Here is a 2,434-nt window from a genome sequence, read left to right on the forward strand (position 1 = left end):
GTGATTTCCTACGGAATGCTCCTAATTACGCGAATCACCCGTACAAAAGTTAAAAGTTAAAAGTAATCTCTGACTGAGTTTACCGAAAAATCAAGGTATAAAGCCTCTATTTCAAGAGAGAAAAGTGCTCTTGAATTTCCTTATATTCAATTCCGTTACGGTTTTCCTTGAGGTAATTATCCATTATCCATTATCCATTATCCATTAATGAAAGGATTTCTCAACGTCCCCGCCCTAAATGCGTAGTGCTATAAAACTCAAAATTCGCTAGTACAACTTCAAACATAATCATAATATGTCGAAATTGTCTAGCGAACTAAGTAAAGCTTTAACTCTTACCATTAATTAACCAAAACGTAGAGCATAGTCATCAGAACTTACTGCAAAAATGTTATTTTGAACATCTTCTATAGAAGTTTCTTCAACTACACCTAATATAAAGCCACTATCAAGCAGTCTAATTACAGCATCTCCATCAATTAATTCATAGTCTAAACCTTCAGAAGGAGTAAACTCAGCAATTATAATAATTCGATCGCTATCTGTGACAGTAAAATCAGTAATTCTGTTAGCTTGGTCTATTTCTTCTACTTCATCCATTTCAACAATCTCAGTTCGCAGAATAAAACTATCTGCATCTGCACCACCTGTCAGAATATCAGCACCATAATCGCCAATTAGATAATCATCTCCGACTCCACCTATTAATTCATCATCTCCTTTTCCACCTCGTAACCAGTCATTACCCTCTAAACCAGAAAGGGTATCATTACCTTGATTTCCACTGATGACGTCATTACCATCACTACCTAATATCTCATCATCACCTTCTAAACCCATCATTACTGAGGAATCATCAACTTGACTTATTTCAAGTATATCGTCACTATCGGTGGGTTCATTTCCATCATCTTCAGCACTACTACTAGCTACTTCATCACCCTCATCATCATTTTCATCTGTTTCTTCATCGCTTGTTTCTTCATCCGTTTCTTCATCCGTTTCTGAGTCTTCATCTCCTTCATCACTAACTTCTTCATCAATAGTTTGTGTCACTTGACTAGCGACTAACTCTGTATCTATAGTTTCCTCAATTTCTGGAGTGCTATCCTCAGTATTATTCTCAGAGTCGTCATCCATTGAAACAAGATAGTTTANCATCATTTTCATCTGTTTCTTCATCGCTTGTTTCTTCATCCGTTTCTTCATCCGTTTCTGAGTCTTCATCTCCTTCATCACTAACTTCTTCATCAATAGTTTGTGTCACTTGACTAGCGACTAACTCTGTATCTATAGTTTCCTCAATTTCTGGAGTGCTATCCTCAGTATTATTCTCAGAGTCGTCATCCATTGAAACAAGATAGTTTACCTTATTTGCGCCATCCTGGTTAGCATATTCATTCAGCAAATCAGAATCAGTAACAATCTCTGATACCCTACTAGGAATATTTCCCTCTACTACCCTAGCTATGAGAATGCGATCGCCTTCTCGAATATCTTGTACAAAATCAAAATTCTCAGTTACTTCACCAAATACTGAATAAGCACCGTCTAATTGGTTGCTGATATCTTCTAAGGCGAAATAAAACTGTGAAGAAGCTGTATCTAATACGGAAGTACGAGCCATAGCTATTACCCCTGCTTCATGGGATAAAGCCACAGGTTCATCAACTATCTCGTTATAGACAATTTCTCCTGTCTCTGCAACTTCAATTTCCAGAGGTATTTCTCTTTCCTCACCTGTTTCTGGGTCAATATAACCCCCCGTACCTAAATCGTCAATAGGAAAATCAGGGTCTCGACCTAGGGGGTCTCCACCTTGAACAACAAACCCTTCTACAAATCGGTGGAATGCCAGAGAATCATAGACATTTTGCTCTACCAAGTCAGCAAAGTTTGCTGCTGTTACTGGAGCGCTTGAGGAATTAAGTTGAATGGTAATTTTTTCTTTTTCACCAGTTTCCTCTTGAGTCTCAGAATCTTCCTCTTGAGTCTCAGTATCTTCAGCTTGAGCCTCAGAATCTTCTTCTTGAGTCTCAGTATCTTCAGCTTGAGTCTCAGAATCTTCTTCTTGAGTCTCAGTATCTTCAGCTTGTGATACCTTCTCTACTACCATTTCCACTACCACAGGCTCCCCTTCTTCTTGGTCTCTCAGGTCAGGTAAGCCCAGTTGTTCTAAAAACTCTTGTGTCTCGTCCATTAGTTGATTAAGTCCTTAATTGTGCGTAATTTTTAACTTTATTATATTCGATTCCTAATTTAACTGCCGATAAAATCCTAATTAAATTAAGGACAAAACTCTTTAAAAATGGAATTTTACCCTCTTTTTATAATTATTTATAGCTTGAAGCTTTAAGCATTGAGCTATTAGCTCAACTCAAAACTATCCCTGGCAAAGGATTTCAATCTTATTAATGTATTACCACTTTTTTTT

General features: G+C 37.2%; 1 protein-coding gene and 1 pseudogene. Both read right to left on the bottom strand.

Translation table 11 applies throughout. The features are described 5' to 3' along the window. Positions 1 to 345: 345 nt before the first annotated feature. Entirely contained in the window at positions 346 to 1,140 is a 795-nt protein-coding gene (locus AFK68_RS44055; protein WP_371357197.1) for a calcium-binding protein, read from the bottom strand. 18 nt (positions 1,141 to 1,158) lie between these two features. Next, positions 1,159 to 2,200 (bottom strand): annotated as a pseudogene (locus AFK68_RS44060) (peptidylprolyl isomerase); the annotation flags it as partial. Positions 2,201 to 2,434: the final 234 nt, after the last annotated feature.

The sequence above is a fragment of the Hydrocoleum sp. CS-953 genome (genome assembly GCF_002260545.1).
Classification (GTDB): domain Bacteria; phylum Cyanobacteriota; class Cyanobacteriia; order Cyanobacteriales; family Microcoleaceae; genus Trichodesmium.

Coding starts and splice junctions, on each gene's coding strand:
- AFK68_RS44055 (WP_371357197.1), bottom strand. CDS start 1,140: ATGGATGACGACTCTGAGAATAATACTGAGGATAGCACTCCAGAAATT.